This is a genomic window from Rhodoferax ferrireducens (genome assembly GCF_031458075.1).
GTDB lineage: Bacteria > Pseudomonadota > Gammaproteobacteria > Burkholderiales > Burkholderiaceae_C > Rhodoferax_B > Rhodoferax_B ferrireducens_A.
In genome coordinates, this window is record NZ_JAVDXT010000005.1 from 334,117 (window position 1) to 358,979 (window position 24,863).

Annotated in this window: 30 protein-coding genes and 1 pseudogene; 15 read left to right on the forward strand and 16 right to left on the reverse strand. The window is 65.7% G+C overall.

Going from position 1 to position 24,863, the window contains the following annotated elements:
- Nucleotides 1–52 precede the first annotated feature (52 nt).
- Nucleotides 53–1,852 (reverse strand): potassium-transporting ATPase subunit KdpA, encoded by a 1,800-nt coding sequence (gene kdpA, locus J2X19_RS22620; RefSeq protein WP_310376685.1) that lies wholly within the window; start codon nucleotides 1,850–1,852, stop codon nucleotides 53–55.
- Complete coding sequence (gene kdpF, locus J2X19_RS22625) at nucleotides 1,852–1,950, reverse strand: K(+)-transporting ATPase subunit F (protein ID WP_116606671.1); 99 nt, start codon at nucleotides 1,948–1,950, stop codon at nucleotides 1,852–1,854. The genes kdpA and kdpF overlap by 1 nt, the downstream gene beginning before the upstream one ends.
- Nucleotides 1,951–2,860: 910 nt before the next feature.
- On the opposite strand from kdpF, the gene J2X19_RS22630 reads away from it, so the two are divergent.
- The gene (locus J2X19_RS22630; protein ID WP_310376688.1) at nucleotides 2,861–3,541 is read left to right on the forward strand and encodes a hypothetical protein; all 681 of its coding nucleotides are present in this window, start codon (nucleotides 2,861–2,863) and stop codon (nucleotides 3,539–3,541) included.
- A gap of 56 nt (nucleotides 3,542–3,597) precedes the next feature.
- Here J2X19_RS22630 and J2X19_RS22635 read toward each other — a convergent pair whose 3' ends face one another.
- Nucleotides 3,598–4,488: a LysR family transcriptional regulator gene (locus J2X19_RS22635; RefSeq protein WP_310376690.1), complete on the reverse strand. Its 891-nt coding sequence runs from the start codon at nucleotides 4,486–4,488 to the stop codon at nucleotides 3,598–3,600.
- Between the two features lie 105 nt (nucleotides 4,489–4,593).
- On the opposite strand from J2X19_RS22635, the gene J2X19_RS22640 reads away from it, so the two are divergent.
- A complete protein-coding gene (locus J2X19_RS22640) occupies nucleotides 4,594–5,244 on the forward strand; it encodes a DsbA family protein (RefSeq protein WP_310376693.1) in 651 nt (216 codons plus the stop codon).
- A 5-nt stretch (nucleotides 5,245–5,249) separates the two neighbouring features.
- Here the strand turns inward: J2X19_RS22640 and J2X19_RS22645 are convergent, their stop codons facing one another.
- Both J2X19_RS22645 and J2X19_RS22650 read right to left on the reverse strand, forming a co-directional pair.
- Nucleotides 5,250–6,629, reverse strand: coding sequence for an MFS transporter (locus tag J2X19_RS22645; RefSeq protein WP_310376695.1), 1,380 nt, complete (start codon nucleotides 6,627–6,629; stop codon nucleotides 5,250–5,252).
- A gap of 43 nt (nucleotides 6,630–6,672) precedes the next feature.
- The gene (locus J2X19_RS22650; RefSeq protein ID WP_310376697.1) at nucleotides 6,673–7,524 is read right to left on the reverse strand and encodes a DMT family transporter; all 852 of its coding nucleotides are present in this window, start codon (nucleotides 7,522–7,524) and stop codon (nucleotides 6,673–6,675) included.
- A gap of 198 nt (nucleotides 7,525–7,722) precedes the next feature.
- On the opposite strand from J2X19_RS22650, the gene J2X19_RS22655 reads away from it, so the two are divergent.
- The 4 genes from J2X19_RS22655 to J2X19_RS22670 are packed head-to-tail and all read left to right on the forward strand — an operon-like array spanning nucleotide 7,723 to nucleotide 10,392.
- The gene (locus tag J2X19_RS22655) at nucleotides 7,723–8,046 is read left to right on the forward strand and encodes an ArsR/SmtB family transcription factor (RefSeq protein ID WP_310376699.1); all 324 of its coding nucleotides are present in this window, start codon (nucleotides 7,723–7,725) and stop codon (nucleotides 8,044–8,046) included.
- A complete protein-coding gene (locus tag J2X19_RS22660; protein ID WP_310376701.1) occupies nucleotides 8,046–8,480 on the forward strand; it encodes a YeeE/YedE family protein in 435 nt (144 codons plus the stop codon). The genes J2X19_RS22655 and J2X19_RS22660 overlap by 1 nt, the downstream gene beginning before the upstream one ends.
- Before the next feature lie 10 nt (nucleotides 8,481–8,490).
- Nucleotides 8,491–8,901 (forward strand): DUF6691 family protein, encoded by a 411-nt coding sequence (locus J2X19_RS22665; RefSeq protein ID WP_310376703.1) that lies wholly within the window; start codon nucleotides 8,491–8,493, stop codon nucleotides 8,899–8,901.
- A 48-nt stretch (nucleotides 8,902–8,949) separates the two neighbouring features.
- Nucleotides 8,950–10,392: a diguanylate cyclase domain-containing protein gene (locus J2X19_RS22670; protein ID WP_310376705.1), complete on the forward strand. Its 1,443-nt coding sequence runs from the start codon at nucleotides 8,950–8,952 to the stop codon at nucleotides 10,390–10,392.
- A gap of 87 nt (nucleotides 10,393–10,479) precedes the next feature.
- Here J2X19_RS22670 and J2X19_RS22675 read toward each other — a convergent pair whose 3' ends face one another.
- On the reverse strand, nucleotides 10,480–10,860 hold the full coding sequence (locus tag J2X19_RS22675) for a winged helix-turn-helix transcriptional regulator (protein ID WP_310376707.1): 381 nt from the start codon (nucleotides 10,858–10,860) through the stop codon (nucleotides 10,480–10,482).
- A gap of 55 nt (nucleotides 10,861–10,915) precedes the next feature.
- On the opposite strand from J2X19_RS22675, the pseudogene J2X19_RS22680 reads away from it, so the two are divergent.
- A pseudogene (locus J2X19_RS22680) lies at nucleotides 10,916–11,212 on the forward strand (nuclear transport factor 2 family protein); the annotation flags it as partial.
- 21 nt (nucleotides 11,213–11,233) lie between these two features.
- Nucleotides 11,234–12,013, forward strand: a complete 780-nt coding sequence (locus J2X19_RS22685; RefSeq protein ID WP_310376890.1) for an SDR family oxidoreductase — start codon at nucleotides 11,234–11,236, stop codon at nucleotides 12,011–12,013.
- 72 nt (nucleotides 12,014–12,085) lie between these two features.
- On the opposite strand, the gene J2X19_RS22690 is transcribed toward J2X19_RS22685, so the two are convergent.
- The gene (locus tag J2X19_RS22690) at nucleotides 12,086–12,712 is read right to left on the reverse strand and encodes a LysE family translocator (protein ID WP_310376709.1); all 627 of its coding nucleotides are present in this window, start codon (nucleotides 12,710–12,712) and stop codon (nucleotides 12,086–12,088) included.
- An 87-nt stretch (nucleotides 12,713–12,799) separates the two neighbouring features.
- Here J2X19_RS22690 and J2X19_RS22695 point away from each other — a divergent pair, with 87 nt between their 5' ends.
- Nucleotides 12,800–13,744 (forward strand): DMT family transporter, encoded by a 945-nt coding sequence (locus tag J2X19_RS22695; protein ID WP_310376711.1) that lies wholly within the window; start codon nucleotides 12,800–12,802, stop codon nucleotides 13,742–13,744.
- Between the two features lie 76 nt (nucleotides 13,745–13,820).
- Here J2X19_RS22695 and J2X19_RS22700 read toward each other — a convergent pair whose 3' ends face one another.
- The 5 genes from J2X19_RS22700 to J2X19_RS22720 all read right to left on the reverse strand — a co-directional run bounded on the left by J2X19_RS22700 (nucleotide 13,821) and on the right by J2X19_RS22720 (nucleotide 18,364).
- Nucleotides 13,821–14,039 (reverse strand): hypothetical protein, encoded by a 219-nt coding sequence (locus J2X19_RS22700; RefSeq protein ID WP_116606649.1) that lies wholly within the window; start codon nucleotides 14,037–14,039, stop codon nucleotides 13,821–13,823.
- A gap of 65 nt (nucleotides 14,040–14,104) precedes the next feature.
- Entirely contained in the window at nucleotides 14,105–16,474 is a 2,370-nt protein-coding gene (locus tag J2X19_RS22705) for a putative bifunctional diguanylate cyclase/phosphodiesterase (RefSeq protein WP_310376713.1), read from the reverse strand.
- Nucleotides 16,471–17,070, reverse strand: a complete 600-nt coding sequence (locus J2X19_RS22710) for a methylamine utilization protein (protein ID WP_310376716.1) — start codon at nucleotides 17,068–17,070, stop codon at nucleotides 16,471–16,473. The genes J2X19_RS22705 and J2X19_RS22710 overlap by 4 nt, the downstream gene beginning before the upstream one ends.
- A gap of 103 nt (nucleotides 17,071–17,173) precedes the next feature.
- A complete protein-coding gene (locus tag J2X19_RS22715) occupies nucleotides 17,174–17,689 on the reverse strand; it encodes a GNAT family N-acetyltransferase (RefSeq protein WP_310376719.1) in 516 nt (171 codons plus the stop codon).
- A gap of 6 nt (nucleotides 17,690–17,695) precedes the next feature.
- Nucleotides 17,696–18,364 (reverse strand): cytochrome b/b6 domain-containing protein, encoded by a 669-nt coding sequence (locus J2X19_RS22720; protein WP_116606646.1) that lies wholly within the window; start codon nucleotides 18,362–18,364, stop codon nucleotides 17,696–17,698.
- Between the two features lie 108 nt (nucleotides 18,365–18,472).
- Here J2X19_RS22720 and J2X19_RS22725 point away from each other — a divergent pair, with 108 nt between their 5' ends.
- Nucleotides 18,473–18,928: a c-type cytochrome gene (locus J2X19_RS22725; RefSeq protein WP_116606645.1), complete on the forward strand. Its 456-nt coding sequence runs from the start codon at nucleotides 18,473–18,475 to the stop codon at nucleotides 18,926–18,928.
- Between the two features lie 94 nt (nucleotides 18,929–19,022).
- On the opposite strand, the gene J2X19_RS22730 is transcribed toward J2X19_RS22725, so the two are convergent.
- Complete coding sequence (locus J2X19_RS22730) at nucleotides 19,023–19,526, reverse strand: TlpA disulfide reductase family protein (protein WP_116606644.1); 504 nt, start codon at nucleotides 19,524–19,526, stop codon at nucleotides 19,023–19,025.
- A 14-nt stretch (nucleotides 19,527–19,540) separates the two neighbouring features.
- Here J2X19_RS22730 and J2X19_RS22735 point away from each other — a divergent pair, with 14 nt between their 5' ends.
- From J2X19_RS22735 to ptsP, 5 genes are read left to right on the forward strand one after another with little or no spacing between them, the layout of a single operon-like run.
- Nucleotides 19,541–20,245 (forward strand): DUF4197 domain-containing protein, encoded by a 705-nt coding sequence (locus J2X19_RS22735; protein WP_310376724.1) that lies wholly within the window; start codon nucleotides 19,541–19,543, stop codon nucleotides 20,243–20,245.
- Nucleotides 20,246–20,247: 2 nt separating this feature from the next.
- Nucleotides 20,248–20,775, forward strand: coding sequence for a hypothetical protein (locus J2X19_RS22740; protein ID WP_310376726.1), 528 nt, complete (start codon nucleotides 20,248–20,250; stop codon nucleotides 20,773–20,775).
- A 38-nt stretch (nucleotides 20,776–20,813) separates the two neighbouring features.
- Nucleotides 20,814–21,257, forward strand: a complete 444-nt coding sequence (locus J2X19_RS22745; RefSeq protein WP_092760106.1) for a PTS sugar transporter subunit IIA — start codon at nucleotides 20,814–20,816, stop codon at nucleotides 21,255–21,257.
- The gene (locus J2X19_RS22750; protein ID WP_116606641.1) at nucleotides 21,226–21,495 is read left to right on the forward strand and encodes an HPr family phosphocarrier protein; all 270 of its coding nucleotides are present in this window, start codon (nucleotides 21,226–21,228) and stop codon (nucleotides 21,493–21,495) included. Before J2X19_RS22745 ends, J2X19_RS22750 begins: the two co-directional genes overlap by 32 nt.
- 4 nt (nucleotides 21,496–21,499) lie before the next feature.
- Complete coding sequence (gene ptsP / locus J2X19_RS22755; protein WP_310376731.1) at nucleotides 21,500–23,320, forward strand: phosphoenolpyruvate--protein phosphotransferase; 1,821 nt, start codon at nucleotides 21,500–21,502, stop codon at nucleotides 23,318–23,320.
- Between the two features lie 74 nt (nucleotides 23,321–23,394).
- Here ptsP and J2X19_RS22760 read toward each other — a convergent pair whose 3' ends face one another.
- The 3 genes from J2X19_RS22760 to pssA form a co-directional block, all read right to left on the reverse strand.
- Nucleotides 23,395–23,529, reverse strand: a complete 135-nt coding sequence (locus J2X19_RS22760) for a hypothetical protein (RefSeq protein ID WP_310376733.1) — start codon at nucleotides 23,527–23,529, stop codon at nucleotides 23,395–23,397.
- Nucleotides 23,530–23,655: 126 nt separating this feature from the next.
- Complete coding sequence (locus J2X19_RS22765) at nucleotides 23,656–23,952, reverse strand: DUF4148 domain-containing protein (protein WP_310376734.1); 297 nt, start codon at nucleotides 23,950–23,952, stop codon at nucleotides 23,656–23,658.
- Nucleotides 23,953–24,213: 261 nt separating this feature from the next.
- Complete coding sequence (pssA, locus tag J2X19_RS22770; protein WP_116606638.1) at nucleotides 24,214–24,840, reverse strand: CDP-diacylglycerol--serine O-phosphatidyltransferase; 627 nt, start codon at nucleotides 24,838–24,840, stop codon at nucleotides 24,214–24,216.
- Nucleotides 24,841–24,863 lie beyond the last annotated feature (23 nt).

Consider the following 24,863-nt stretch of genomic DNA (forward strand, 5'->3'; position numbering starts at 1 on the left):
AGGGCTCTGGCGCAGGTACTACCTGCGCGAGAAGCTATCAAGTCAATAGCAATCATGGGTGCACCCACAGCACCAGGTGCTCGATCACCGGGCCCAAGGCCAGCGCCGGCACGTAGTTCAGCAGGCCCACCAGCAGCACGGTGCCGATCAGCAGAGTGACGAACAGCGGGCCGTGCGTAGGCAAGGTTCCGCTGGTCACCGGCAGCCGCTGCTTGGCGGCCAGCGCGCCGGCAATCGCCAGCACTGGCACGATCACGCCAAAGCGGCCCAGCCACATGGCGATGCCCAGCAGCACGTTGTAGAACGGTGTGTTGGCCGACAGGCCGGCGAAGGCGCTGCCGTTGTTGTTGCCGGCCGAGCTCAGCGCGTACAAGATCTCCGAGAAGCCGTGCGCGCCGGGGTTGGCGATGCCGGCTGTGCCCGCGCCCGACATCACCGCCACCGCCGTGCCGGCCAGCACCACGATGGGTGTCACCAGGATGGCGATGGAGGTGAGCTTCATCTCGTGCACCTCGATCTTCTTGCCCAGGTATTCGGGGGTGCGGCCAATCATCAGCCCGGCGATGAACACCGCCAGGATGGCGAAGACCAGCATGCCGTAGAGCCCGGTGCCGACGCCGCCAAACACCACTTCGCCCAGCTGCATCATCACCAGCGGCACCATGCCACCCAGCGGCGTGAGCGAGTCGTGCATGCCATTCACCGCACCGCAGGAGGCGGCGGTGGTGATGACGGCGAACAGGCTGCTGGCGGTGATGCCGTAGCGCACTTCCTTGCCTTCCATATTGCCGCCAGCCTGCAGGCTGCTGGCCAGTTGGTCCACGCCCAGCGGCGGCAACAGCGGGTTGCCGGCCTGCTCGGCGGGCATGATGGCCACCACGGCGATGACGAACAGGATGGTCATCGCCGCCAGCACGGCCCAGCCCTGGCGCGGGTCGCCGACCACGCGGCCGAAAGTGAAGCACAGCGCCGCCGGGATCAGGAAGATCGCCAGCATCTGGAAGAAGTTGCTCAGCGCCGTCGGGTTCTCATACGGGTGCGCCGAGTTGGCGTTGAAGAAGCCGCCGCCGTTGGTGCCGATCATCTTGATGGCCTCTTGCGACGCCACCGGGCCCATGGGCAGGGTTTGCGTCGGGGTCTTGGCGTCTTCCAGCACCGGCTGGCCTTTGGCGTCGAGTACCGGCGCACCCGCGGCATCCAGCTTGGGCTGCTGGTAGCTGGTGGTTTCCAGCGTGGTCACATCCTTGTAGCCGTCGAAGTTCTGGATCACGCCCTGGCCGACCAGGAAGATGGCGAACACCAGGGACAGCGGCAGCAGCACCCAGGTGGTGACGCGCACCATGTCGACCCAGAAGTTGCCGATCACGGCGGTGGAGCGTGCCGCAAAGCCGCGCATCAGCGCAAACACCACGGCAATGCCGGTGGCGGCCGAGAAGAAGTTCTGCACCGCCAGCGCCAACATCTGGGTCAGATAGCCCATGGTGGATTCACCCGCGTAGCCCTGCCAGTTGGTGTTGGACACAAAGCTCACCGCGGTGTTGAACGCCGAGTCGGCCGACACCGCGGCCATGCCCTGCGGGTTCAGCGGCAGCCAGACCTGCAGGCGCTGCAGCGCGTAGACCACCAGCACGCCCAACAGATTGAAGGCCAGCAGCGCCAGCGTGTAGTGGGCCCAGTGCATGGATTTGTCGGGGTCGGTACCCGCCAGCTTGTACAGCGGGGTTTCGAGCTTCTGCATCCAGCCGGGCACTTTGCCATTGGCCAGACGCGCCAGCCACAGGCCCAGCGGCCAGGCGGTGGCCAGCAACACGGTCAGGTAAAGGGCCAACAGGCCCCAGGCATTCGCGCTCATCAGAACTCCTCCGCGCAAATCAGCGCGTAGACCAGGTAGGCCAGCAACAGCACGGCACACAGGCCGCCCAGGCCGTACAGCATGTGGAGCGGGATCATGCGCGGCCTCCCTTGGGCTTTTCGAGCTTCTGGAAGCCCTTGACCAGCAACACCATCACGCCCCACAGCAGGCCTGCGCCCGCCAGATAGACCACGTCCATACCATCCCGCTTTCTTTGAGAAATTGATGGGCTAAGCGTAGGTTTCGGGGCGTAAAAACGGGGTACAGAGGTGGGGAGTGGGTATAAAGAAAGCGTAAAGACGCTTGGGGTTTGCTTTTGGGTTTGGGGGGTATTTATTGGCATCCCCGGCCGGGTCTCGCCCCGGCGAGCGAGGTACTTCTTCTTTGCTTCGCCAAAGAAAAGTACCCAAAAGAAAGGCGAGCCGAAGTCGTCGCCCGGCTGCGCCGGTACGCTGCGTTGCTCGGTCTGAGCGGGGTCTGGCTAAACTCGCTGCGCTCAGACAACGCCAGCCCTGATCCGCTCAGACCTCCGCTACTCGCCGACGCCACACGGCGGGGGAGCGGACAGCCAACACCAACAACCAATACCCAGCCCGGCGCAGCCGGGCTGCAACCATCTCGCGCCCAAGGCGCGATGTGGCGCACAGCGCCACCGATCCCGATCCCCGGGGTCCCCCTCTGCATGCGCCGAGGAGCGCAGCTTTGGGGGGATCAGGGCTGGCGTTGTTTGAGGCCGTAGGTCGAGTTTAGCCAGACCCCGCCCAAAGCGAGCACCGCAGGTTCCCGTAGCGCCAGCGGAGGGCGCAGGCGGTGGGGGCGCCTTTCTTTTGGTGACTTTTCTTTTGCGCAAAAGAAAAGTTACTGCGCCGCCGGGCGCACTACCCGGCCAGCAGCGCAGGTGACGTTATCGGCAGCAAACGCCACCAACAAACAACGTCGAAATATTTTATGAAAAGTGCCTCCAGCACAGGTTTAATAATCACAACCAGCTATCGCATTAGAGTGCCCATGCCAACTTCCCAACGCATCTCCTATGACCGAGGCTTCCGCACACTCTTTGAGGATGGTGTCTATCTGCTATTAGCGAGCGAAAAGGAACAGGACAATGACACGGCCAACAGCCTAGCGCGAGGCTCCATTGCATGCACAATGATGCTCCCTGAGGTGGCTGCGAACATTTGCATAGAGTCCTTAAACCTCGAGCCAAACGTATTCAAGGACATTGACAAGCTTTCTCCACTTGCGAAGTTCGACTTCTTCCTGCGAACAAATTTCAGACAGAAGAAGCTTCCAACAGGCGTGCTGTCAGTGCAGAAGGCTCAGGAGCTAAAACGACTGCGGGACACATTCGTGCATCCAAAGAAACAAGCTGTTATCTGGACTAACGCCGGATACGAAACAGAAGAAGGCATTTCCGAACGAACACAGTTTCTCGATATGTCCAAAAATCCGAGCGTGTGGGATGCGCTGGATGCTGAGCGTGCACTGCGTGGTGCTCACGAATTCTTGGCGCTATTCTTTCGCGGTCTTTGCGGCTACACGCAGAGGCGAACGACAACTCTGTTGTTCTCAGACGAACCTAATCTTGCATCAAGCGAAGGCGGCACCTATTACTATCATTTGCCATTCCGGCACGCACTCAAACGCTGGAAAGTCGACACCTCGTACTTTCGTATCGGCGCCCTCTAACCTCAGGAGCAACCGGACACGCAACGGCATGTTGGTTACCGCTAACCCCACGCCCCTCACCAAGCCACCCCCGCAAACCGCCCCACCAAAAAATCCAGCAAGGCCCGCACCGCCGGCGACAAGTGCCGGCGCGACGGGTACAGCGCATGGATGGTCATCGCCGGCAAACTCCATTCAGGCAACACCACCTGCAACTGCCCGCTGCGCAACAACGGATTCGCCAGATAGGTGGGCTGTAGTGCGATACCGCCGCCGGCCAGCGCGGCCTGCAGCAAGGTGGTGGCTTCGTTGGCGCTGAAATGGCTGGTGACGCTGACCTTGGCGGTCTCGCCCATGCGCTCCAGCTGCCAGACGCTTTTACCGAAATTGGCGTAGCTCAAACAACGGTGCCGGGCCAGCTCGGCCGGGGCCTGCGGCACGCCGTGCTGGGCCAGGTAGGCCGGCGAGGCGACCAGCAGCGAATCGCAGCGCGCCAACGGGCGCGACACCAGCATAGGGTCGGGCTCGCTGCTGATGCGGATCGCCAGGTCGATGCGTTTTTCCACCAGGTTCAGCGAGCCCTCGCTGACATCCAGGTCGATCTTCAGCTGCGGGTGCAGCGCCAGAAAGTCGGTGATCGCCGCGGCCATCTGGGCGTAGCCCAGCGACATGCTGCAGGTCAGGCGCAGTTGGCCGCGCAGCGCGCCCTCGGTGCTGGCGGTTTCTTCCTCCACGTCCTGCATCAGCGCCAGCATCTGCTGGCTGCGGCGCAGGCAGTGCTCGCCGGCATCGGTCAAGGTGACGCTACGGGTGGTGCGCTGCAGCAGCCGGGCGTTCAGCCACTGCTCCAGCTCGGCCACATAGCGCGTGACCATGGCGCGCGACATGTCCAGCTTGTCGGCGGCGGCGCTGAAACTGCCGCTGGTGGCGACCTCGGTAAACACCTGCATGGCGGTCAGTCTGTCCATGGTTTGCCCGATTTATGCAATAGATAAGCGCAGTCTAAGGGGTTTATTTGCCCGATTGGCGCAAATACACTGCTGCTACTGATTCTCGCCCTCACCCAAACTGATATGCAAAACACGACCCACATCACCTATTTGTTCGACCCGCTGTGCGGCTGGTGCTATGCCGCCGCACCCGGCCTGCGCAGGCTGAGCGAAGTGCCTGGCGTGGCCGTCACGCTGGCACCCACCGGCCTGTTTGCAGGCCAGGGCGCGCGCCGCATGGATGCGCAGTTTGCCGCTTATGCCTGGAGCAACGACCAGCGCATCCAGCAGCTGACCGGCCAGCCGTTCAGCCAGCGCTACCGCGACGAGGTGCTGGGCCAGCAGCAGGCGATGTTCAACTCCGGTCCGGCCACTCTGGCGCTGACCGCCGTGGCCCTGACGGCACCGGAGCGCGAACTGGACGCACTGCAGGCCTTTCAGCAAGCCCGCTATGTGGATGGGCGCGATACCAGCGCGCTGGCGGTGCTGGTGGAGATATTGCAATCCCTGGGGCTGGGTGCAGCGGCAGCGCGTTTGAGCGCCCCCGACAGCGCACTGCTGGCTGCCATGCAGGTCCGCATGGACCAGGCCCAGGCGGAGATGCGGGCCTTCGGCGCGCAAGGCGTGCCCACGGTGATCGTCTCGGATGCCGCAGGCCGGCGCCTGCTGCGCAGCGGCGCGCTGTATGGCGATCTGAAACCCTTGCTGGCCGAGCTGAAAGCGGCGGCGGGCTGAGCGCCTCAGTGCGCGGCCCACAGCCGGGCAAAGCTGGCTGCCGCCGCCAGGCCCGCAAAGCCCGCGCCCAGGGCCAGCGCCACGGTGGAGCCATGCACGCCGGCCAGGCCGAAGCACAGGGCCACCAAGGCCGCGCCGGTGGTCTGGCCGAGCAGCCGGGCCATGCCGATCACGCCGCTGGCGCCGCCACTGCGCTCGGGTGGCGCGCTGGACATCAGCGCCTTCAGATTCGGCGACTGAAAGAAGCCAAAACCGGCACCGCAGACCGCCATGCGCAGCACGATGTCCCAGGTCTGCGGCTCGGCGGGCAGCAGGGCCAGCGAGGCCAGCCCCAGGGTCAACAGGCTCAGGCCCACACCGCCGAGCAAACCGGGCGGATGGCGGTCCGACAGCCGGCCGGCAAACGGCGCAGCCAGGGCCACGATCACCGGCCAGGACATCATCAGGAAGCCGGTGTCCACCGGGTTGCGGTGCAGCACGGCTTCAAAGTAGAACGGCAGCGAAACAAAAGCCAGGCCTTGCGCGGCGAACGCCGCCATGGCGGTGATGGTGGACAGCGCGAACATCGGGCGGCGTAGCAAGTCCACCGGCAGCATGGGCGCAGGGTGGCCGGCTTGGCGCCTCAGCAGCAGGCCACCGGCCAGCAGCGCCACCCCCAGCGGCAACAGCACCAGGGCCCAGGCTTCGCGCTGCGCGGCCGCCCCCAGCGCCAGGATCAGCGCGGCAAACGTCAGCGCCGTCAGCAGCGCGGTCGCCGGGTCGAAGCCATGGCCGCGGCGCGGGCTGCGCTGCAGCGTGGGCACGGCAAAGGCAATCGCCAGCAGGCCCAGTGGCACATTGATGGCGAACAGCCAGGGCCAGGACGCCACCGACAGCACCAGCGAGGCCACGGCCGGCCCCAGGGTGAAGCCTATGCCCACCACCAGCGCGTTCAGCCCCACGCCGCGGCCCAGGCGCGAGGGCGGGTATAGCTGGCGTATCAGCGCGATGTTGACGCTCATCACCGCGCCTGCGCCTATGCCTTGCAGCGCGCGGGCACCGGCCAGCAGCGGCAAGGTGGTGGCAAACGCACACAGCAGCGATGCTGCGGTAAAGAAGGCCAGCCCGCCGATGAAGATCCGCCGCGGCCCCCACAGGTCGCCGAGCGCGGCAAACGGCAGCAGGCTAGCCACCACCGCCAGCTGGTAGGCATTGATCACCCAGACCGAGGTGGCGGGCGGCGCCTGCAGGTCGGCGGCGATGGCCGGCAGCGCGGTATTGGCAATCGCGGTGTCCAGCGCGCTCAGCACCACCCCCAGCAGGATCGCCACCAGGGCCAGCCATTCACGGGTTTGAAACGGGGTCGAGGGGCTGGCGCTGAGGGGTGGGGAAGTCCATTCGGGCATCGAAAAAATGTACCCGGGATGGCAGGCCGCCGTGGCTGCGGGGTTAATCGGCCGCCGCCCGCTGCTTCTGCCAGATCACCAGCGCGATGCCGCCGAGCACGGCCACCGACGCCAGCAGCAGGCGCAGGCTGGCGGTCTCGCCCAGGAACACAATGCCGCCCAGCGCCGCCAGCACCGGCACGCTGAGCTGCACGGTGGCGGCCGCCGTGGACGGCAGCTTGGGCAAGGCGCTGTACCAGATCGCATAGCCGATGCCCGAGGTCAATGCCCCCGAAGCCACCGCGTACAGCAGACCCGCAGAGTCCAGTGAGATCGCGGGATAGAGCAGCACGCTCAAGGCCAGCGCCATCGGGGCCGCGCGCATGAAGTTGCCGGCCGTCACGGCCAGCGGGTCGCCCGCACCTTTGCCGCGCAGCGAGTACACGCCCCAGGCCACACCCGCGCCCAGCATCAGCAGCGCGCTGGGCAGCGGTGGCGCAGACAGGCCGGGCAGCAGCAGTCCGACCAGTCCGCCCAGGGTGACCAGCAGCCCCGCCCATTGCAGCGACCGCAGGCGCTCGCCGGCCCAGACGCCATGGCCGATCATCGTGGCCTGCACCGCGCCAAACAGCAGCAGCGCCCCGGTGGCAGCGGATAAGCGCAGATAGGCAAACGAGAAGCCCGCCGCATACGCAAACAGCGCTCCGGCCGATAGCCAGTTGCCGCCCACCGGCGTACCAGGGCGGCGCATGCGCACCAGCAAGCACAGTACCAGCGCACCGGATACCAGCCGGATGCTGGTGAAGCTGGCCGCATCCAGGCTGGTGTGCTTCAGCGCCACCCGGCAGAGCAGTGAATTCCCGGCAAATGCCAGCATCGCCAAGGCCGTGTAAACCAGGGTGCGGGTACGGGACATACGTTGCCTCCAAGGCGTGTAGCGCTCGGTTGCGGGACCACACCATCTTAGTCTTTTCGGCATCTAGCGCAATCAGCATCTGCGCTAACAGCTATTCTTTATGTAGCACCACAAGCAACAATGCCGCACCTGGCCGGCTGCCACACTCTTTTTGCAGATATTATATAAATTGGTATATTGAAAAGTGAGCCCCACCGCATGCCCAAAGCCGCCCAGACCATCCACCCCGAAACCCTGCGCGGCGCAGCCCACCATGCGGTGGCGGCCATGAAAGTGTTGGCCAATGAAGACCGTTTGCTGCTGCTGTGCCAGCTGTCTCAGGGCGAGATGTGCGTGGGCGACCTGGAACAGCAGCTGGACATCCGCCAGCCCACCTTGTCGCAGCAGCTGGGTGTGCTGCGCAACGAGGGCGTGATCACGCCGCGCCGCGACGGCAAGAACATTTACTACAGCGTGGCCGACCCGGCGATGCTGGACATCCTGGCGCTGCTGTACCGCCTGTACTGCCCCAAGGAGGCGTAATGACCCTGGACTGGAACCATTTCACCCCGCTGGCTGCGCTGGCCGGAGGTGCATTGATCGGCCTGGCTGCAGCGCTGTTTGTGCTGCTCAACGGGCGGATTGCCGGCATCAGCGGCGTGCTGGGCGGGCTGCTGGTACCCACACGGGGCGATATCGCCTGGCGGCTGGCTTTTGTGCTGGGCCTGGTGGCTGCGCCCATGGTGTACCGGCTGTTCGCCGCGCTGCCCACGCTGCAGATCGACGCAGGCTACGGCAGCTTGGTGCTGGCCGGGCTGCTGGTGGGCGTGGGCACGCGCTATGGCGCGGGCTGCACCAGCGGACACGGCGTGTGCGGTCTGTCGCGCCTGTCGCCGCGCTCCCTGGTGGCGACGGCGGCCTTCATGGCCGCGGGCTTTGCCACGGTGTTCGTGCTGCGCCACGTATTGGCTTGGTAAGGAGTTGGCCATGGTGTTTATCTCTGCATTGCTGTCGGGCCTGGTGTTTGGCCTGGGCCTGATCGTCTCCGGCATGGCGAACCCGGCCAAGGTGCTGGGTTTTCTGGATCTGGCCGGCGTGTGGGACCCGTCGCTGGCATTTGTGATGGCCGGCGCCATCGCCGTGGCCGCTGTGGCCTTCGCCCTGGCCCGGCGGCGCAGCCACTCCCTGCTGGGCGCGCCCATGCAGCTGCCCAGCGCGCGCCGCATCGACCGCCGCCTGGTCATCGGCAGCCTGCTGTTCGGCGTAGGCTGGGGCGTCGCCGGCTTTTGCCCGGGCCCGGCTCTGGTGGGCTTGGGGATGGGAGCGGACAAAGCGCTGGTGTTCGTGGCCGCGATGCTGGCGGGCATGGGCCTGTTCGAGTGGCTGGAGCGCCGTTAGCACGTGCCGCATGGTGAATAAACTCGGGTTTTGACCACGCCACGCCCGATGCCCTCCAACCGTCTTCCTTCCAACTGGATTCGCTACCGCTATTTGCCGCTGATCGTGGGTGTTGTCGGCGGGGCCCTGGCGACCTCGCTGGCCTGGGTGGTGATCAACATCTCGCATACCAAGGCGCGGACCGAGATTGCGGTGCAGGCCCAAAACCATTTGCTGCAGATCCGCGACCGCATGGACCGGCAGCTGCAGAGCACCTTGTCGGTACCGGAAACGGTGGCCGCTTTTGTGGCCGCGCAGGGCCGTATGCCGCCCGATATTTTTGCCACCGTGGTGGGGCGCCTGCTGGAGCGCCAGCGCAATATCCGCAACCTGGCACTGGCGCCGGACAACGTCATTGCCGACATTTATCCGCGCCTGGGCAACGAGAAGGCCCTGGGCCTGCGCTACATGGACAACCCGCAGCAGCGCGGCGCGGTGGAGCGCGCCATCCAGACCCGCCGCACCGTGGTGGCCGGACCGATCCAACTGGTGCAGGGCGGGCTGGGCATTACCAGCCGCACACCGGTGTTCCTGGCGCCGGTACAGGACGGCAAGCACAACCCCGAGCCCGCCTACTGGGGCATCGTGTCGCTGACCGTGAACGCCGACACCTTGTTCGCCGACGTGGGCTTGACGACCGAGCAAATGGGCTTCCAGGTGGCGGCACGTGGCCAAGATGCCACCGGTGCCGGTGGCGCGGTGTTCTTGGGGCGCGCCGATCTGTTCAATGAGAGCCCGGCCACACTGGAGGTACCCCTGCCCGGTGGCGGTAGCTGGCTGCTGGGGGCTGTGCCCACCAGTGGCTGGCGTGCCGCGGGCAGCGCCCCCACGCTGGTGGTTTGGCTGTCGTACGCCTTTGCGGTACTGCTGGGCTTGTTGGGTGCGCGCCTGATGCGTGCCCACCAGCAGGTGCTGGCGCTGGCCAGCCACGACCGCCTGACCGGCCTGCCCAACCGCCGCCTGTTTGAAGACCGCTTGTCGCAGGCGGTGCTGACGGCGCACCGCGACCACCGCCCAGGTGCCCTGCTGTTGATCGACCTGGATGGCTTTAAGCCGGTCAACGACAGCCTGGGGCACCGCAGTGGCGACCAGGTGCTGGTGCGTGTAGGGCAGCGCTTGCAGGGCCTGGCCCGCGCCAACGACACGGCGGCCCGGATTGGCGGCGACGAGTTTGCCTTGGTGCTGAATGCCGTGGCCTCGCCCGAGGCTGCGATGGAGGTGGCCCACAAGGTGCTGCAAACCATGCTGACCCCGGTGGGGCTGGACAGCGGCGAGCACGTGTCCATGGCCGCCAGCATCGGCGTGGCGATGTTCCTGGGCGGCACGGTGGAGAGCCTGCCCAATCTGATGGACCGCGCCGACCAGGCCTTGTATGAAAGCAAGCGCAACGGCAAGGGCATGGCCAGCATGGCGCCGTTGGCGGTGCGGGACACGGCAGCGCAGGTGGCCTGAAAATGAGCGTCTACTAGGCTTCTCGCGCAGACACTACCTGCGCAGAAAGCTATACTTTCAATAGCAGTCGAGATGAAGATATCGCCCTCACCGCTGACCGCACTGCTCCATCCACTGCAACAAGCCGTCCAGCGCCGGGCACAGCGCCTGGCCCCATGCGGTCATGCGGTAGTCCACCCGTGGTGGCACCTCACCGTGGTCGGTGCGTTCGACAATGCCGTCGGCCTCCAGCTGGCGCAGCTGCTGGGCCAGCATCTTTTGCGAGATGCCGTCGATGCGCTTTTCCAGGTCCGAAAACCGCTGCACCTGGCCGCCGAACAGGTTGAACAAGATGAGTAGCTTCCAGCGGCCTTCAAGCAGGCTGAACACCGCCTCCAGATCGATGGCGGCAGAGAGGGCGGTGTAGGTTTTTCGGGGTGGTAGCTGCAGACCAGGCAGGGTACTTACTTGGGGGTGCGTTCTTGTCATGCCGGGATGGTGAACGCAACATGGCTGCATTGCAAACCCGATTGAAAGAGCCCCCATGCCGCTACAGCTTCCTACCGCCATCGCCCGCTACCTGGACGCCGACCGCACCGCCGACCCGGCGCTGCTGGCAGCTTGCTTCACACCGGACGCGGTGGTGCGTGATGAAGGCCACAACATCCACGGCATCGCCGCCATCCAGGCCTGGCGCCTGGCGGCCCGGGCCCAATACCAGTACACCGCCGAACCGCTGGGCAGCACGCAGGTCGGCGACAGCACCCGGTTGCTGGCGCGGGTGACGGGCAACTTTCCCGGCAGCCCGGTGGATTTGCTCTATGTGTTTGGTCTGCGGGACGACAGGATCGCCGCGCTGGAGATCCGCCCGCCGGTGGAGCTGGAGGGACGGCGCGCGCTGGTCACCGGCGGTACACAGGGCGTGGGTGCGGCGGTGGTGGCGCAGCTGACGCAGGCCGGGGCTACGGTGTTAACGACGGCGCGCCATCGGCCGGCCACACCGCCAGATGTCCGGTTTGTCACCGCCGATGTCAGCACGGCAGAAGGCTGCGCCACCGTCGCTGCTGCGGTGCTGGAGCAACTGGGCGGTGTGGACATCGTGGTCCACGTGGTGGGTGGCTCGTCGGCACCAGCGGGCGGCTTTGCCATGCTGGGGGATGAGGAGTGGCACCAGGCGCTCAACCTCAACTTGCTACCCGCCGTGCGGCTGGACCGGGCCTTGCTGCCGGGCATGCTGGCCCAGCGCGCGGGCGTCATCATCCACATCACTTCCATCCAAAGCCAGCTACCGCTGCCCGAGGCCACCACGGCCTACGCGGCGGCCAAGGCGGCCTTGTCTACCTACAGCAAAAGCCTGTCCAAAGAGGTCAGCCCCCAGGGTGTGCGCGTGGTGCGCGTGGCGCCGGGCTGGGTGGAGACCGACGCGGCTGTTCGCCTGGTAGAAAACATCGCGCGGCAGAACGGCAGCAGCGTCGACACGGCCCGCCGGTCGTTGATGGATTCGCTGGGTGGCATCCCCATCGGCCGGCCTTGCAAGCCGAAGGAAGTGGCCGACCTGGTGGGCTTTCTGGTGTCATCGCGTGCGGCATCCATCACCGGTACGGAATACGTGATCGACGGCGGTACGGTGCCGACGGCGTGATAGAGAATTTAAGCCTTATGGGGCGCTGGCGCAGGTAAAACCTGCGCCAGCAGCTATATTTTCAGTAGCAGACTAGCGTTCGGCCAGCGCCAGCCGCGCCGCCATGCCCAGGAACACCGTACCCGCCATCCGGTTCAGCCAGCGCTGGGCCGAGGCCGAGCTGCGCAGCCCGCTGCTGACCGCCGCCGCGAAATAGGTGATCGTGCCGAAGGCCACCAAGGTGGCAACGATGAAGATGCCGCCCAGCACGCAGAGCTGCAACGCAATCGCGCCGCGCTCGGCATGGACGAACTGCGGCAGCAGCGCCAGGAAGAAAAACACCACCTTGGGATTGGTCAGGTTCATCACCCAGCCACGTAAAAACATGCGCAGCATGCTGGGTTGCTGCTCGGCCTGCAGGGCCAGCGGGCCGACCGGCGCGCGGAACGCCTGCCAGGCCAGGTAGGCCAGATAGGTCGCACCCAGCACCTTGAGCACGGTGAAAGCCGTGGTCGAGGCGGCAAACACCGCCGCCAGGCCCAGCGCCACCGCCAGGGTGTGCACCACCAGGCCCGCACACAGGCCCAGAGTCACCACAAACCCCGCCTTGCGGCCCTGGGTGGCCGACTGCATCAGCACAAAAATATTGTCGGGGCCAGGCGTAAAGCCCAGCACCAGGGACAGGCCAAAGAAGGCGATACAGGTATCCAGAGACGGCATAAAGACCTTTTGAAAAGGGACGGGACACCGCGGCAAAGTGTCGGCAGAGGCAAATTATGCGCCCCGGAGCGGCCCCGATAATGGACCATGCCCACGACCCGCAAAAGCCATCTCGACCCCTTCGCCATCGCCCTGCTGCTGGCCTGCTGCATGTTCTGGGGCTTCCAGCAGGTGCTGGTCAAAGCCACCATGGCCGAGGTGCCGCCGGTGTTCCAGGCCTGCCTGCGCTTTGCGGTGTCCAGCCTGGCGGTGGCCGCCTGGTGCCGCTGGCGCGGCGTGCGCCTGGGGCTGGGCAGCGAGCCGGCCGGGGCCTGGCGCTTCGGCCTGCTGGCCGGCGCGCTGTTCGCCGCCGAATTTGCCTGCATCCACGCGGGGCTGCAGTACACGCTGGCCTCGCGGCTGACGGTGTTTCTGTACAGCGCGCCGTTCTGGGTGGCACTGCTGCTGCCGCGCTTCGTGCCCGGCGAGCGGCTGCGCGGCTGGCAATGGCTGGGCCTGGCCTGCGCATTTGCCGGCATGGCGCTGGCCCTGGGCGAAGGCCTGTTCCGCCATCCTGCCGGCAGCGCCTACCCACTGGGCTGGTTCGGCGATGCGCTGGGTCTGCTGGCCGGGCTGTTGTGGGGGCTGACCACGGTGGTGATACGCACCACCTCGTTCGCCCGGGTGGCGCCGGAAAAACAACTGCTCTACCAGGTGGGCGTGAGCGCAGCGCTGCTGCCGCTGGTGTCCATTGCGCTGGGCGAGGCCTGGGCGCTGGACTTCAGCGCCTTCGCCGCCGGCTCTCTGCTGCTGCAGGCGCTGGTGGGCGGCTTTGCCAGCTACCTGGCCTGGATGTGGATGCTGGCCCACTACCCGGCCACGCGGATGTCGGTGTTCGTGTTCCTGACGCCGGTGTTCGCACTGCTGTTCGGCGCCTGGTGGCTGGGCGAGCCGCTGTCGGCCGGGCTGCTGGCGGCGATGGCACTGGTGGGCACCGGCATCGTGCTGGTGAACCGCCAGCCCGCTGTGCAGACGCAGCAGAAGCCAGCCTGAATATGCAAGCTTTTTAGGCCTCTAGCGCAGGTAATACCTGCGCCAGCAGCTACTTTTTAGATAGCAAAAACTGTGTTTACTTCTTGCCGCCCATCGCCAGCAGCAGGCCCCCGACCACGATGGCGCCGACACCGGCCCACAGCGGCACGTTGACGGTTTCCTTTTCCTTCACCGACAGCTCCAGCGGGCCGAGCTTCACGGCGGTGGTTTCCTTGGTGTAGCTGAAGCCGCCATAGACCAGGGCGAGTACGCCGGCGGCAATCAGGACCACGGCGACGAATTTGAGAGAGTTCATGAAGGGGAATTCCAGGTTTGTAAGTCGGATGCTGTTGCGCGCATTCTGCACCGGCCGGCAACGGCTCAGGCCTCGGCCCTTTCGGCCCAGCGCTGGCGCCAGGCCTTGAAGCCGTCGACCGGCAACGGCCGGCTCATGTAGTAGCCCTGGGCTTCGTCGCAGTTTTGCTCGCGCAGCAGGTTCCAGACGGCGGCGTTTTCCACGCCTTCGGCGACCACGCTCAGGCCCATGTTGTGCGCCAGGTCGATGGTCGAGCGGACGATCTTGGCGTCGTCGGGATCGCGTTCCATGCCCATCACAAAGGATTTGTCGATCTTCAGTTCGTCCACCGGCAGGCGCTTGAGGTAGGCCAGCGACGAATAGCCGGTGCCGAAGTCGTCGATGGACAGCTTGAAGCCGCGGTCCGACAGGCGCTTCAGGGTGCCCTCGGCGCGCAGCGGGTCGTCCATGATGGCGCTTTCGGTGATCTCCAGGCAGAAGCCTTCGGGCGCCACCTGGTGCTTGTCGAGCAGCGCATCGAGCCGGGCCGGGAAGTCCAGGTCCAGCAGGTCGCGGGTCGACAGGTTGATCGACATACGCAGCGGCAGCCCGGGCTGCTGCAGGCCGGCCCACTGGCGTGCGGCTTCGTCGAACATCCACAGGGTCAGCTGGCGTACAAAACCGGTCTGCTCGGCAAACGGGATGAAGGCGTCGGGCGGCACCAGGCCGCGCACCGGGTGCTGCCAGCGCACCAGGGCTTCGGCGGCGATGACCCGGCCGTTGTCCAGCGCGATCTTGGGCTGCAGGAACAGCCGCAGCTCGTGGTGTTCCACCGCGTAGCGCAGCTCGGACAGCAGCGACAAGGTCTGTTTGCTGGACGAGTCGAGCGCCGGGTCGTAGAGTTCGAACACCGTGGCCTTGCGCTTGGCGATGTACATCGCCACCTCGGCCCGGCCCAGCAGACTGTCCACATCGCTGGCGTGCTGCGGCCAGCAGGCCACGCCCAGGCTGGCGCTCAGGTCGACGGTCTGGTCGTCGAAGCTCAGCGGGGCCTCGAACGCATTGGCGATGGTCTTGGCCGCCTCCATGGCCTGGCTCGCATCGGCGTTGAACAGCACCACCGAGAACTCGTCGCCGCCCAGCCGGGCCACCAGCGCGCCCTCGTCCATGCGCAGCAGCAGGCGCTCGGCCACGGCCATCAGCAGGCGGTCGCCCAGCGCGTAACCGAGGATGTCGTTGACGTGCTTGAAGCGGTCCAGGTTCAGGGTGATAACGGCCAGCGGCTGCGCCTCGGCATCGTTGCGGCGCTGGAGTATGGTTTCCTTGACGGTATCGCGAAAGCGCAGCCGGTTCGGCAAGCGGGTCAGCCGGTCCCAGTAGGCCAGCTGCTGGATCTCGTTGCGGCTGATGGCGATGTTCTTGCGCATGCGGTCGAAGGCATTGGCCAGGTCGCCGATCTCGTCCTGCCGCCAGGTGTATTGCACCGGCTGCTCGTATTCGCCGCGGCCCAGGCGCTCGGCGCCCTGCACCAGCGCGCTCAGCGGCGTGGTCACCCGGCGCGCGGCCCAGGTGCTGCCCAGGCCGAACAGCAGCAGGCCCAGCACGGTGATCACCAGCAGCACCAGCTGCACCTGCTGGAACGGCGCCACCACCTCGTTGAGCGAGCGCAGCAGCAGGGTCTGCACGCCGCCGCCCACGGCCTGCAGATCGACATGCCGGGTGACCAGACTGTCGTCGTCATTGTCCAGCTCGGTGACGCCGGCACCAGCGCTTTGCAGGGCCTGCAGGCTGGCGTCGGGCAAGGTGGACAGGCCGATCTGCGCCGGCTGGCCCCTGGCCTGGGTCAGCATGGCCACGTGCAGGCCCGACAAGGTCAGCATGTCGTTGGCCAGGGTCTGGTCGATGGGAAAGCCCATCAGCACCCAGCCGATGACCAGCGGCGCGCGCAGCGGCACCATCACGAACTGGTAGGGGGTATTGCCGACCAGGGCCACCGTGCCACCCAGCTCGCTCTTGGCCAGCGGCGCGGTGATCTCGGCGATGGCCGCGGTCAGGGCCGGGTTGTCGGGCGTGTCATTGAGGGCCCGCAACGCCATCTGGTTGTCCAGCAAGGCGGTGACGGTGGCACCGATGCGCGCGCCCTGGTTGTCCAGCGCCGAACGTATGGTTTCGATGTCACCGGAATTGACCGCCGCACGGAAGCCGAAGTCGCCGGCCAGCAAGCCCGCGCCCTGGCGCAGTTTTTCGGCGTTCTGGTCGAGCAGGCGGCGCCATACGCGGTCGCCCAGCTGCAGCTCGTGGCGGATCTGCTCGCGCGCATTGCGTTCTATGCTGGCCCGCACCACCAACAGGCCGGCGGTCTGCACCAGCAACAGCAGCAACAGCGAGAGCGCCACGATGCGGGTGGACAGGCGCCAGCGCCCGACGCCCATCCAGCTCAGCAGGCCCAGTCTCATGGAACCAGTCCGGCGATCCGCACGGTGGCCGCACCGCCGGCCGCCGCCAGCGCCAGCGGTTGGTCCAGCGCCGGCGCGCCCACCGCCATGTTGGCGTGCCAGACGCGCAGCCGGTAGTTGCCGGGCGGCACGTTGTCCAGGCTGAGCTTGCCGTCGGCGCCGCTGCGGCCGAAGTACGGGGTTTCGACGACCACCATCCAGGCCACCATCTTGTCGTGGATGTTGCAGCCCAGCACGGCGATGCCGGGCTTGTCGAACACCACCGGGTTGGCCGTGGTGCCCGCATACAGCTTGAGCTCGAAGGTCTTGGTCGGGGAGAAGGAATACACGTGGTGGCGCACCGCGTCGTGGTTCGGAAACTGCACCGCGCTGCCCACGGTGACCACCCGCACCTGCGGGTCGAACTGCTTGTTGGCCTGCGCCACCTCCACGCCCTGCAAGGGCTTGGCCGCGGCCTGGGCTTCGCGCGACTCCAGAAACACCACCGCCCCGGCCAGCGGCTTGCCGCCACCGTCCTGCACCTGGACCTGCATGCTCGCCGCCAAGGCAGGGCCAGCGGCACACAACAGGGCGGTCAACAGAAAGGACAGGCGCATGGAGTTATGGCAATCGGGGCTGGGCAAGAGAAATGGACGATCACCAGGCCAGGCCCGGTAACTGCATATTAATACGACCCGTTCGCGCCGCACCAAACAGGCGCTAAATATCTGCCTTCAGGTAGTGCGCACCGGGAATCGGGTTGTGGTAGTAGGGCGGCACCTCGGCAAACCCCAGTTCTTCGTAGAGGGTGCGGGCGGCTTCCATGTCGTCCAGGGTGTCAAGCAGCACGCAGCTGTAGCCGGCCGCGCGGGCGGCGTCCAGCGCGGCCTCGGCCAGTTGGCGGCCCAGGCCAAAGCCGCGGAAGGCCTTGCGCACGAACAGGCGTTTCATCTCGCTGGCGTTGGCATAGTCCGCGCTGTCCAGCGGGCGCAGTGCGCAGCAACCGGCCAGCTCGCCGTCGACCAGGGCCAGCAGCAGCGCACCGCGCGGGGCCGCGTATTCGCCGGGCAGGGTGGCCAGCTCTTCGTCGAACGACTGGAAGCACAGATCCACCCCAAGCTGGCCCGCGTATTCCTGGAAGATGGCACGGGTCGCGTCCAGCTCCTCCGCCTGGGTCGGCGAAACGAGTTCGATCACGGGAACATTCACAACGGGCTTGGAGGCTGAAGACACCATGCCAGTTTAGCCCCCCAGGCTGACCACCCAGGCCACCACCGCCGCGCACAGCCCAAATACCAGCAGCGCGACAGTGCGCGTCACCGCGTCGTCGCGCGAGGCTGGCTGGGGTGTGGCCAGCCATTTGTCGCCCAGCAGCATGGGCGTGACCAGGTTCTGCTTTCTCTTCCAGGCGTAGAACGCGATGGCCGCCAGGTGCAATAGCACCAGAACGATCAGCACGGTCTTGCCGACCTCGGCGTGGTACCAGGTGGCCTGGCTGACGGTGTCGTTGGAGACAAATTTGGTCAACGGGCCGGCGGCAGCGATCTCGTCATCGCTGACCAGGCCACTGCCTACCTGGGCCAGCAAGAAACCGAGCAGCGCAAACACCGAGCCTGCGCCCAGCGGGTTGTGGCCCACCGAATGCGCGGGCAGGCCCTGGCCGCGCAGGTAGCGCCAGATAGTGCGCGGCGCATAGATAAAGGCCGCAAAGCGCGACCAGCGCCCGCCCACCAGCCCCCAGACAATGCGGAACAGCAGCAGGCTCAGCACCGTATAGCCGAGGCGGAAGTGCCAGACCATGGCGGCGCCGCCGAGGGTGCCGGTCACCAGCAGGCCCACGACCGCGCAGGCCAGCACCCAGTGGAAGATCCGCGTCGGCAAATCCCAAACCCGTACTCTGTGCATCTGCATCGTGAAATCCTTGGTTTACGCGCCAGGGGGCTGCAAAACGGCTGCGCTAAGGCTACAGTGGGCCGCGCAGGTTTTTGAAAAATATTAACCCACGAAGGACTAACCACCATGCAACGGATTGCTTCATTTGTTCTGGCCGCGTCCGCGCTGGCCCTGGCTGGCCCGGCGGCAGCCCAGTTTGCCAAGCCCGAGGACGCCATCAAATACCGCCAGAGCGTGATGTTCGTGATGTCGCAGCATGCAGGGCGCATCGGCGCCATGGTGCAGGGCCGGGTGCCGTTTGACGCCAAGGTCGCCACCGAGAACGCCGAGGTGGTGGCCGCCATGGCCCAGCTGCCGTGGACCGCCTATATGCCGGGCACCGACAAGGGCGGCAATACCAAGGCCTTGCCCGAGATCTGGACCGACGCCGCCAAGTTCAAGGAGCACGGCGACAAGCTGCAGGCCGACAGCGCCAAGCTGCTGGCCGCCACCAAGACCGGTAATCTGGACAATGTGAAGACCGCGTTCGGCGCGGTGGGCGGCAACTGCAAGTCCTGCCACGACGCCTTTCGCGCCAGGTAGAACCGCTGATTTGCTATTGAATAAATAGCTGCCTGCGCAGGCAGCATCTGCGCCAGAGGCCTGTTTCATATAAAAAAACAGGCCAGGACGGGGTTCAGGCTTCGGCGAGCAGCTTCTCGATCATGCGGTGCAGTTCGGCAAAGTCGGGCTCGCCGATGAAGCGCTTGACGATTTCGCCGCGCTTGTTGACCAGAAAGGTGGTCGGCGTCAGCTGCACCGGGCCCCAGGCGTTGGCGGCGGCACCGGTGTTGTCAATGGCCACCTGGAACGGCAGCTTGCGGGTCTGCGCGTAGTTCACCACATAGCTCGGCGGGTCGTAGGCCATGGCCACAGCCAGGGTGTCGAAGCCCTGGGCGTGGTACTTGTCGTAGGTGGCGATGATCTTGGGCATCTCGGCCACGCAGGTGGTGCAGCTGGTGGCCCAGAAGTTCACCAGGGTGACCCGGCCCTTGAAATCGGCCGTGCTCTTTTGGCTGCCGTCGAGCAGCACATAAGTGGCCATAGGGGCGGCATTGTTGCTATGGGCCACCAGATAATAGGCACCCGAACCCACGGCTAGCAGGGCTGCTGCGCTGGCTGCAATAAATGTTTTTTTCATTTCAAAGGTTGCCCATGTATCGCCGTCATTTTAATTCCGCCTCGGTTTCTGCACTCGGCCTGCTGTTGTGGTCCACCGCCCAGCAGGTCCATGCCCTGTCGCTGGCCGACCTGAGCGACAAGGAAGCCAACCAGGGACTGAAGACCGCGCTGGAGAAATCCGCGCTCGCCGCCGTCGGCCTGCTCGGCAAGACGGATGGATTCCTGGGCAACGAAAAAGTTCGCATCCCGCTGCCCGGCTACCTCGAAGACGCAGCCAAATGGCTGAAAAAACTCGGCCAGGGCAAGCGCGTCGACGAATTGGTGACCAGCATGAACCGCGCCGCCGAAGCCGCCGTGCCGCTGGCCAAGGACGCATTGGTGGGCGCGGTGAAGAGCATGAACTTCAACGACGCCAAGAACATCCTCAGCGGCGGCGACAACGCCATGACCAATTTCTTCGCCGAAAAAACCCGCACCCCGCTGTTCGGCAAGTTCCTGCCGGTGGTCACCCAGGCCACCGAGCGCGTGGGCGCAGCCAACCAGTACAACCAGCTGGCCGGCAAGGCCGCGGGCCTGGGCCTGATCAAAAAGGAAGACGCGTCGATCCAGGACTACATCACCCACAAGACCCTGGACGGCCTGTACCTGATGATCGGCGAGCAAGAGAAGAACATCCGCCAGGACCCGATCGGCACCGGCAGCGCGGTGCTGAAAAAGGTGTTCGGCGCGTCCTTCTGAGCATGCGCCGGACCACCCTGCCCTACCTCTACTTGGTCGCGCTGGCCACACTGGCCGCCTGCAGCCCCTCGCTGAACTGGCGCAGCGTGCGTTCCGAAGCCCATGCACTGCAGATGCTGCTGCCCTGCAAGCCCGACAAGGCCAGCCGCGAAGTCCGCATGGCCGGCACCGATCTGCAGCTGGACATGCAGGGCTGCGACGCGGCCGGCGCCACCTTCGCCGTGTCCCATGTGCGGTTAGCCGATGCCCGGCAGGCCGGCGCCACGCTGGCGGGCTGGCAGGCGGCGACCCTGGCGCACCTGCATGCGGCCGACCCGCAGACCCAGGCCTTTGCCCTGCCCGGCAGTTGGTCGGGTGTGCGCTGGGCGCTGGCCGGCCAGCGCGCCGATGGCTCGCCGGTGAACGCCCAGGCGGTCTGGTTTGCCCATGCCGACCCGGCCGGCATCGACCTGTTCCATGCAGTGGTGTATGCCGACAAGCTGGACCCTGCCGCGGCCGAGACCTTCTTTACCGGGCTGAAATTCGAGTGAACTAAGCTTGGCGCTTGCCGCGTCGATAATTGACCCCAATGAACAGCATCCTCATCATCGCCCACGCCCCGCTGGCCCATGCCCTGCGCCAGTGTGCTCTGCACGTGTTTCCCGACTGTGCGGACGGCGTGGTGGCGCTCGATGTACAGCCCCATACCTCGCCCGAAGAAACCTTTGCCATGGCGCGCATCGCCATCGACCAGCTGGGCAACGGGCAGTTTCTGGTGCTGACCGATGTGTTCGGCGCCACGCCCTGCAATGTGGCGCAGAAGCTGGTGGACGGCATCAAGTCCAAGCTCATTACCGGCGTCAACCTGCCGATGCTGCTGCGCACCGTCAGCTACCGCCACGAGTCGCTGGAGGCCCTGGTGTCGCGCGCGCTGATCGGCGGCACGCAGGGCATCATGCAGGTCGCCATCACCGCTCCCCAGAACCAAGCCCGCAAGAAGCATGATCCAAACCACCACGACCATCAGCAATAAGCTGGGCCTGCACGCCCGCGCCTCCGCCAAACTTACCAAGCTGGCGGGCAGTTTCCCCTGCGAAATCTGGATCGCCCGCGGTGAGCGCCGGGTCAATGCCAAGAGCATCATGGGCGTAATGATGCTGGCCGCCGGCCTGGGCGCCACCGTGGTCATCGATACCGACGGCCCGCAGGAGCAGGATGCGATGGACGCCCTGCTCGCCTTGATTGCCGACAAGTTCGGCGAAGGCCAGTAACACCATGACGTTTGCGATCCACGGTCTGGCTGTCGCCCGGGGCATTGCCATCGGGCGCGCGGTGCTGGTCGGCTCCAGCCGCGTGGATGTGGCGCATTACTTCATCGAAGCGCACCAGGTCGCCGAAGAAATCGACCGCGTGCGCATGGGCCGCAATGCGGTGGTGGACGAGCTGCAGCGCCTGCAGCACGCCATGCCCAAAGACGCGCCGCCCGAGCTGACCGCCCTGCTCGACGTACACCTGATGCTGCTGGAAGACGAGACCCTGACCTCCGGCGTCAAGCACTGGATCACCGACCGCCTGTACAACGCCGAATGGGCGCTGACCACCCAGCTCGACATCCTGGCCCGCCAGTTCGACGAGATGGAGGACGAGTACCTGCGCGAACGCAAGGCCGACCTGGAGCAGGTGGTCGAGCGCATCCTGCGCTACATGAAGGGCGTGGTCTCACCCGTTGCCCAGCCGCTGCCCGCGCGCCGCAAGGCCGGCCAGCACCTGTGGCCCGACGAAAGCCTGACCGTGCCGCTGGTGCTGATCGCCCACGACCTGTCACCGGCCGACATGCTGCAGTTCAAGCAAAGCGTGTTCGCCGGCTTTGTCACCGATGTCGGCGGCAAGACCTCGCACACCGCCATCGTGGCGCGCAGCCTGGACATCCCGGCGGTGGTCGGCGCGCGCAGCGCCAGCCAGCTGGTGCGGCAGGACGACTGGGTGATCATCGACGGCGACAGCGGCGTGGTGATCGTCGACCCGTCCGCCATCATCCTGGCCGAATACGGTTTCAAGCAGCGCCAGGGCGAGCTGGAGCGCGAGCGCCTGATGCGGCTGCGCCACACCCCGGCGGTCACGCTGGACGGCCAGCGCATCGAGCTGCTGGCAAACATCGAAATGCCCGAAGACGCTGTCGGCGCGGTGAATGCCGGCGCGGTCGGCGTCGGCCTGTTCCGCAGCGAATTCCTGTTCATGGGCCGCAAAGGCAGCCTGCCGAACGAGGAAGAGCAGTACCAGGCGTATCGCCGCGCGGTCGAGGGCATGCAAGGCATGCCGGTGACCATCCGCACGGTCGACATCGGCGCAGACAAGCCGCTGGACAAGGGCCAGAAAGAAGACACCCACCTGAACCCGGCACTGGGCCTGCGCGCCATCCGCTGGAGCCTGGCCGACCCGGCGATGTTCCTGACCCAGCTGCGCGCCATCCTGCGCGCCGCCGCCCACGGCCAGGTGAACCTGCTGGTGCCCATGCTGGCGCACGGCAGCGAGATCCGCCAAACGCTGTCGCTGCTGGACTTCGCCCGCGCCGAACTGGACAACCGTGGCGCGGTCTACGGCCCGGTCAAGCTGGGCGCGATGATCGAGATCCCGGCGGCCGCGCTGACCTTGAAGCTGTTCCTCAAGTACTTCGACTTTTTGTCGGTCGGCACCAACGACCTGATCCAGTACACGCTGGCGATCGACCGCGCTGACGAATCGGTGGCCCATTTGTACGACCCGCTGCACCCGGCGGTGCTGCGCCTGCTGGCCGACACCATCCGCGAATGCCAGGCCCAGGGCAAGGGCGTCAGCGTCTGCGGCGAAATGGCCGGCGATGTGGCCATGACCCGGCTGCTGCTGGGCCTGGGCCTGCGCAGCTTCTCCATGCACCCGGCGCAGATCCTGGCGGTCAAGCAGGAAGTGCTGCGCGCCGACACCAGCCGGCTCACGCCCTGGGCCCAGCATGTGCTGGAAGCCGAAGAGCCGGCGCTGGCCATGGCCGACCCGTTGTCGGCCCGCACCGAGGCCGAGCCGGTCTGGGACTCGGGCCTGGGCCCGTTGTCGACCTACTGAACTTATAAGCAAAAAGAGCTGCCAGCGCATGTAAACCATGCGCTGGCAGCTCTTTTTTTAGTAGCAAACCTGCATCAGCCGATTGCCAGGGACGGCGCAGCGGCGTAGACCGGCGGCTGGGGGCTTTCTTCCTCGCCCGCAAAGGCGCTGATGGTGACGGTAAAGGCCAGCGCAAACAGGGCTGCGGCGGCAAATTTAAGCGTGTTCATGAAGCTTCTCTCCTGCACCAGCCGGGGGGCAGCAAGCTGCCTTGTCGCTATGTGACCCTGCGGGGGCTGAAATCACATCGCACTCAAGGCACTTGCTGCGGGTGTCCGGTAGGGCACGGTAGTGGTTTAGCTGCGGATGCGGACGATTTCACCGGCCTTCAGCGCGGCTTCATACTCGGCGCGGACTTCGGCACGGGTCTTGGTGCTAGCGGCATCGATCTTCGGATACTGCTTGTCGTTGTTGAACGAGAGCAGGCTGCCGTCCTGGCGGGCCTGTGCCAGCTCGGCTTGCACGTCGGCGCGGCTCTTGGTGCTGGTGACGGACAGCTGGGGGTAGTTGTTGTCGTTGCCGGCAAAGGCGCTGGTAGCGGCCACGGAAGCCAGGGCGATCAGGGCAGAAGCGGCGAATTTGGATGCGGTCATGGTAGTTTCCTTCAATCGGTCAGTTAAAAAGACCGCAGCCGGGTCGGCTGCAGCCATGGTCGGTTTTTTGAAGCTCCTGGATCAGGAGGCTTGCTTGCCGAATCCATGGACTGAACTTTAAAACCGCCAAGCGCCGTGGCGGTTCCCCGGGTTTGATGGCATCGTTCTATTAATTTCAACGATGAATGATTGACCGCACTAAAAATGTGGGAATTTCGACCCGGGAATGCAGGTTTCCACGGGTTAGTACCTAGAAACTGCTCAGGGCTTGGGGATGCGGATCCGGCTGATCATCAGCGAGCCCGACAGCGCAAACATCAGCACCAGCGGGTGCAGGGTGAAGCCGCCCATACGGACCTCGCCCAGCCACAGGGCTCCGCGCACATTGCCGGTCCAGGCGGCCATGGCCAGCACGAAGACCAGCACGATGGAGGTGGGGATCGGCGTGCCTTCGAAGTACTTCACCTTGTCCGTGCCCTGCGACAGGGTTTCGGCCGTCACGTTGTAGCGCGCCAGCCGCGACACGCCGCAGGCCACAAAAAAGGCCAGCACCACGCGGTCGTACAGGCCTTGCATGCCGCAGCCGTAGGCAATGATGGCCGGGGCCACGCCGAACGAGATCACGTCGGCCAGCGAATCCAGCTCGCGGCCCAGGATCGAGGTTTTCTGGCGCCAGCGCGCGATCTTGCCGTCCAGCACGTCGAACACAAAGGCCGCCAGCACCAGCCAGCAGGCAAAGTACACATGGCGCACATCGCCGAGCTCCAGGTAGGTCATGACGGAGAACAGCGCACCGACCCCGCAGACCGCGTTGGCCAGCGTGAACCAGTCGGCCAGGTGGAATTCGCGGATCATGGAGAAGGGTTTTTGCGGCTTGTCGGGGGTCATGGAATACAGCTCCTGTGGATGCG